Origin of the sequence: Candidatus Synechococcus spongiarum (assembly GCF_900047545.1) — a bacterium.
In the GTDB taxonomy this organism is placed as follows: domain Bacteria; phylum Cyanobacteriota; class Cyanobacteriia; order PCC-6307; family Cyanobiaceae; genus Synechococcus_B; species Synechococcus_B spongiarum_C.
Genome location: NZ_FITM01000163.1, coordinates 1 through 5,273, shown reverse-complemented (window position 1 = coordinate 5,273; position 5,273 = coordinate 1). Strand labels below are relative to the sequence as shown.

8 protein-coding genes are annotated in these 5,273 nt (G+C 58.8%); 1 reads left to right on the top strand and 7 read right to left on the bottom strand.

Annotation, left to right across the window (positions count from 1 at the left end; genetic code table 11):
• Positions 1–67: 67 nt before the first annotated feature.
• Both FLM9_RS07080 and FLM9_RS07075 read right to left on the bottom strand, forming a co-directional pair.
• Positions 68–940, bottom strand: coding sequence for an NgoMIV family type II restriction endonuclease (locus FLM9_RS07080; protein WP_074457912.1), 873 nt, complete (start codon positions 938–940; stop codon positions 68–70).
• Positions 941–946: 6 nt separating this feature from the next.
• On the bottom strand, positions 947–1,798 hold the full coding sequence (locus tag FLM9_RS07075; protein WP_074457914.1) for a DNA-methyltransferase: 852 nt from the start codon (positions 1,796–1,798) through the stop codon (positions 947–949).
• An 82-nt stretch (positions 1,799–1,880) separates the two neighbouring features.
• Between FLM9_RS07075 and FLM9_RS07070 the strand changes: the two genes are divergently transcribed.
• On the top strand, positions 1,881–2,378 hold the full coding sequence (locus tag FLM9_RS07070) for an HNH endonuclease (RefSeq protein WP_074457913.1): 498 nt from the start codon (positions 1,881–1,883) through the stop codon (positions 2,376–2,378).
• 43 nt (positions 2,379–2,421) lie between these two features.
• Here the strand turns inward: FLM9_RS07070 and prfA are convergent, their stop codons facing one another.
• The 5 genes from prfA to FLM9_RS07045 all read right to left on the bottom strand — a co-directional run.
• Complete coding sequence (gene prfA, locus FLM9_RS07065; protein ID WP_074457911.1) at positions 2,422–3,525, bottom strand: peptide chain release factor 1; 1,104 nt, start codon at positions 3,523–3,525, stop codon at positions 2,422–2,424.
• A 42-nt stretch (positions 3,526–3,567) separates the two neighbouring features.
• Positions 3,568–3,801, bottom strand: coding sequence for a 50S ribosomal protein L31 (gene rpmE, locus FLM9_RS07060; RefSeq protein ID WP_074457910.1), 234 nt, complete (start codon positions 3,799–3,801; stop codon positions 3,568–3,570).
• Positions 3,802–3,808: 7 nt separating this feature from the next.
• A complete protein-coding gene (gene rpsI / locus FLM9_RS07055) occupies positions 3,809–4,216 on the bottom strand; it encodes a 30S ribosomal protein S9 (RefSeq protein ID WP_074457909.1) in 408 nt (135 codons plus the stop codon).
• Positions 4,216–4,662, bottom strand: coding sequence for a 50S ribosomal protein L13 (gene rplM, locus FLM9_RS07050; RefSeq protein WP_074457908.1), 447 nt, complete (start codon positions 4,660–4,662; stop codon positions 4,216–4,218). Before rplM ends, rpsI begins: the two co-directional genes overlap by 1 nt.
• 33 nt (positions 4,663–4,695) lie before the next feature.
• On the bottom strand, positions 4,696–5,273 hold a 578-nt coding region (locus FLM9_RS07045), incomplete at its 5' end, for a tRNA pseudouridine synthase A (RefSeq protein ID WP_143324647.1).

Here is a 5,273-nt window from a genome sequence, read left to right as displayed (position 1 = left end):
CAGAACTCGGATCCTTCACGCGAGCCTACCATCACGCAACCCGTTCCATTGTGGACTCGTCAATTGTTCAGACAGCGAGATCAAATGGCAAATCACTAATGTCCCGTAGTCGGTCTCCATCAATCATTGTGAACAGCATCTCCGCCTGATCTTCGCAGCTTGCCAGGGCGCCGCAGACCCTCTTCAACTCGTCCAAGGCAATATGATAAACGCAATCCAAATCTCCAGTGCCCAGCGCTAGAGAGGCAATGCGCATCGGCAGAGGTTCTGCAGTCACAGCAACGATGTGGGGCAGTCGGCCCTTTCTATTGCGGATCAGATTGAGGGCTTCTGTGCGGGTGTTCTGTGAGCGGTCACTCCGAATTGTCCACTTACAGGAGATACTGGCATGTAAAAAAGGCAGAGCAGGAGAACGGTTTGATTCCAAGAATGGCGTCAGGGTTGCCAGGCCCGGACGATCCAGAACTACCGCCTGCCCATTGACGTCGTCATGAGATACCGTACTGCGGGCAATGACAATATCTGGTGTTACAAGATAATCGTGTCCAAGCGCAGTTGATAAGTTTCTATCGTCTCGAACCAGATCATCGAGTGCCTTGAGGTGGCGATATTGTGCAAATCTGGAAATCTGCGTCTGCGACGTCAAGTACTTCCATTTGCCTGGTCTCATGTGGCTGATAGCTGTGAACGTGTGTTCAATAAACTCACAGGTGAGACTCTCAAATAGGGCACCAGCTCTCTGTGCTGGAATCGGTTCCGAAGTCTGCCGGGAAATACCCAGTGCTTCGGCAATGCCGTTGGCGATCAGAACACTGGAGCGACTGCCGCAATCTGCAAAATTTGGATAAATGACACCAGTACCAGCCCGAGCAGAAAAACGAACAACTTGTTGCCCCAGCTTGGCGTGATAATCACTTCGCAGCTTTCTGAGGCTGGTCATGGTCTCCTATGGAATCATTGTCAGTTGAAGATCTTGATTGATCCTCGACCGAGACTGCTGAGCATAGACTGGGTTCAACTCCACAAGAATTGCTCCGCGGTTCGACTGAGCCGCCACAACCCCAGTGGTCCCGGATCCGGAAAATGGATCAAGGATCACATCACCTGGCTGACTCCCCAGCAGGATGCACCGTCTGGCCAATTCTCTGGGGAAGACTGCCGGATGGGGCACACCACTGAAATCGGGACCCAGGATCCAGTAGTTTCTCAGGTTGGCGCCGCTCTCTTCTCGCATTGCCTGGTTATCGTAGTAATAACTGGGTTTTTTGGCAAACAGGAAGAGATCCTCGGTGGCGTTAGAGGGTCGATTCCTGACACTTTCGGGCATGGGAGCCTTCTTGATCCAGGTAATTTTTGACCGCAGTAGCCAGCCATCTTCTTGCAGCGCAAACGCAATACGCCATGGCAGTCCCATTAGGTCCCGATCCTTGAGTCCCCAGCAGTTGGGTACCTTGCAGTTTCGCTGCTGAATCAGCTTCTTTGTATTGCCCACCAAGGCATTGGGACCACTGCGTCCCGTACCACCGTTACGGGCGTAGCCGTCACCAACATTGAGCCATAGGGTCCCGTTGCTCCGTAGTACACGACGAACCCCTTGAAAAACAGCCACCAGATTGGAGACGTACCCTTCGGGAGATGGCTCGGCGCCAATCTGGTCCCCATGGTCGTAGTCACGCAGTCCCCAGTACGGCGGCGAGGTGACGCAGCACTGAACCGTCCCCGGCGCAATCTGTCCTAGCACTTGACGGCTGTCACCCACCAGGATCCGAACGGTGTCACTGGCTGGTGTTTTCTGCATGAGATCCGCAATGGCCAATGGGCCGCCTCCCAACCCGTTCATACCTGCCCTACTATGCTATTGAACATCAGCCATGGTCTGGATGGGGCAGGTTCTGGTCCTGAACGCCTCCTATGAGCCCCTCAACATCACCAGTTGGAAGCGCGCCGTGGTCATGATGCTCAAGGGCAAGGCGGAAAGCCTGGAGCAGGACACGGTTGTTGTCCACAAGGATCTGCTGATCCCCACCGTGATTCGCCTGCGCCAGTACGTCTGCATTCCGTTCAAGGACATTCCCCTCACCCGCCGCAACGTCCTCCAACGGGATCTGCACACCTGCCAGTACTGCGGCTACAAGGGAGAGCAACTCTCCGTGGACCATGTGTGCCCCCGCAGCCGGGGAGGCCAGCACACGTGGGACAACGTGGTGACGGCCTGCATCCGCTGTAATGTCCATAAAGGGAGTCGAACCCCCAGGGAAGCGGGCATGACCATCGCCTCCATGCCGCGTCGCCCCGTCAGTTCCCTTTACTTTGAAGCCTCCCGACAGATTCGCAACGGCCAGCGCCAGGAGTGGCAGAAGTACATCATCGGTGCCTGAGCGCAGAGGCGGGCAGGGGTGATTGTGATGATCCCCCGTGGGTTCAGCCAGAAAGAGTTGCCTCGGCAAGCTGCTCAAGTTTCTGGCGCTGGTCACGGTTCAAGGACTCCTGCACCAGGACTTCTAGTTCACCGGCCAGCACGGCCTCCAGGTCAAAGTTACGGGCCAAGCGGTGGTCGGTGGCCCTCTTGTCCTTGTAGTTGTAGGTGCGGATTTTCTCGCTGCGGTCACCGCTGCCCACCTGGGAGCGCCGCTGGGCCCCCTGCTTACTGGTGGCTTCGTCGAGGGCCAGTTGGTAGAGCTTGGCCCTCAGAATGTCCATGGCCCGCTCCCGGTTTTGCAGTTGGGAGCGCTCCTGGGTGCAGAACACACGAATTCCTGTGGGTTTATGGAGGAGATCCACAGCGGTTTCCACCTTATTGACGTTCTGCCCACCCGCCCCACCAGAACGGGCGGTGCTGATGTCCAGGTCACTGGTTGCAATGGACACCTCCACGGGATCCGCCTCCGGCATGACCGCCACTGTGGCGGTAGAGGTATGCACCCTGCCCTGGGATTCAGTGGCTGGCACCCGCTGGACGCGATGCACACCGGCTTCGTATTTCAAGTGGCTGAACACCCTGTCCCCCTGAATGGACAAGATCAGCTCCTTGAACCCCCCCAGCTCTGCCACCGAGGCACTCACTGGTGCCACCCGCCAGCCCTGGCGCAGGGCATAGCGCTCATACATGCGTGCCAAATCCCCCGACCAGATGGCCGCTTCGTCCCCCCCGGCGCCAGCGCGAATCTCCAGCATGATGCTGCGCTCATCCCGGGGATCCTGGGGCAGCAGGGCCAGGCGAAGCACCCGCTCACTGGTCTCCAGTGCCTCTTGTAAGGCCTTGAGTTCCTCGTTGGCCAACTGGCGCCAATCCGGGTCAAGATCCTTCTGCTGGAGTAGATCCATGGCCTGGTCGTATTCCCGCTGCAGTTGCTGGTGGTGGGCAAAGCCAGTCACCACAGGCTCTAGGCGGGCCCGCTCCTGACCCAAACGCTTGAGGGCGTCAGGATCACTGGCGAGGCCAGGGTCCGCCAGTTGGCGTTCCAACTGCTGGAACGTCCGGCAGGCCATCTGAAGCTTCTCGGTGAGATAGCACGGTGCTGCCATCAGCAGAGCCTTGAAGAAGGGGCCACAGGGGGAGTTGAAGCCTTAGCGCTTTTTCCCGTCCACCCGGTTGGAGCGGATGCCGTATTTCTTCATGAAACGATCCACGCGCCCCTCCGTGTCCAGGATCTTCTGGGTCCCGGTAAAGAAGGGATGGTTACCACTCCACACTTCCACATTGATCTCGGGCTGGGTGGAGCCGACGGTCATGATCTCCTGACCGTTGCAGATCACCTTGGCATCCGGGTACCAGGTGGGATGAATGTCCTGTTTGGGCATGACGTGCTCAGCGCTTGGAGAACTGGGGAGCTTTGCGGGCTTTTTTGAGGCCGTACTTGCGGCGCTCCTTGGCGCGGGGGTCACGGCTGAGGTGGCCCTCCGCCTTGAGGGGCTTGCGATTATCAGGGGATAGCTTGCACAACGCCCGGGCAACCCCCTGCTTGATGGCATCTGCCTGACCACTCAGGCCACCCCCCTTGGAATTGACCAACAGGTCATACTCCTTGTCCAGGCCAAGGGTCTCCAGTGAGACCGTAACCGCGGACAGAAAGGCCAGGTTGTGGTTGAGGTAATCAGTGGCGGAACGGCCGTTAATGGTGACCTTGCCGTTGCCCGGGACAAGCCGGACCCGGGCAATAGCAGTCTTGCGGCGCCCAGTCCCCCAGTAGGAGACGGTGTTGTCGGTGGTTGACATCAGCAACTGGCTGTGGAGAGGGAAAGCGTGGTCGGACGCTGAGCTCCATGGGGATGGACAGGACCGCGGTACACCTTGAGCTTGCGGAACAACTGGCGGCCCAGGGCATTGCGGGGTAGCATCCCCCGCACAGCGGTTTCAATGATCCGCTCCGGCAAACGGGCTTGCAGGTGGCTAAAGGTTTCCACTTTCATGCCTCCGGGCCGACCGGAGTGGCGACGATAAAGCTTTTGATGGGCTTTCCTGCCCCCCACAGTCACTTTCTCGGCGTTGACCACCACGATGAAGTCACCCACGTCCATGTGGGGCGTGAAGGTGGGCTTATGCTTGCCCCGCAACACCTTGGCGATTTCGCTGGCCAGGCGTCCCAGTGTCTGACCAGCAGCATCCACCACGTACCAGTCCCGCTGCAGGTTGCCCACCGAGGGAACGACTGTCTTGTTCATCACACCGTAAGGAAGGAGTCTGCAGACGCCTAATTATACTCCAAGCTGTCCCCAGGGACAGGGGACAGGGTTGGGGAATAGGGCTGGTTCGTAGCCAACGCCCATGAAACACAGTCCCTGTGGCGGTGCTGCCTCTTGAACCTCCTCCCGCTTGCCCAACCGCCAGCGCTGCTCAAACACGGCCAGCGGAAGACGGCCTTCACCCACGGCCACCAGCTGGCCCACCAGCAGTCTCATCATGCCGTAGAGGAAACCGCTGCACTGCACATCAACGGCCACCATGTCGCCCCAGCGCTGCACGTCCACAGCTTGAATCGTGGTGCGGGCATGGGGGCGGGAGCTGCCAGTCCGCTGAAAGGCACGAAGATCGTGGTGCCCAAGCAGGGGCTGCAGGGCTGCAGCCATCCGTTGCTCGTCCAGTGAGGTGTTGTAGCGGTGCCAACTGGTGGTCCGCAGAAACAGGTTGGGCACTGGATTGTTATGGAGAAGGTAGCGGTAACGGCGCCAGCAGGCACTGAAACAGGCGTGCCACTGGCTGGAGACGGTGGAGGCCCCTAGAACACGGATATCCGGCGGTAGGCAGCCGTTCAGCGCCTTGGGCCAGCGGTGAC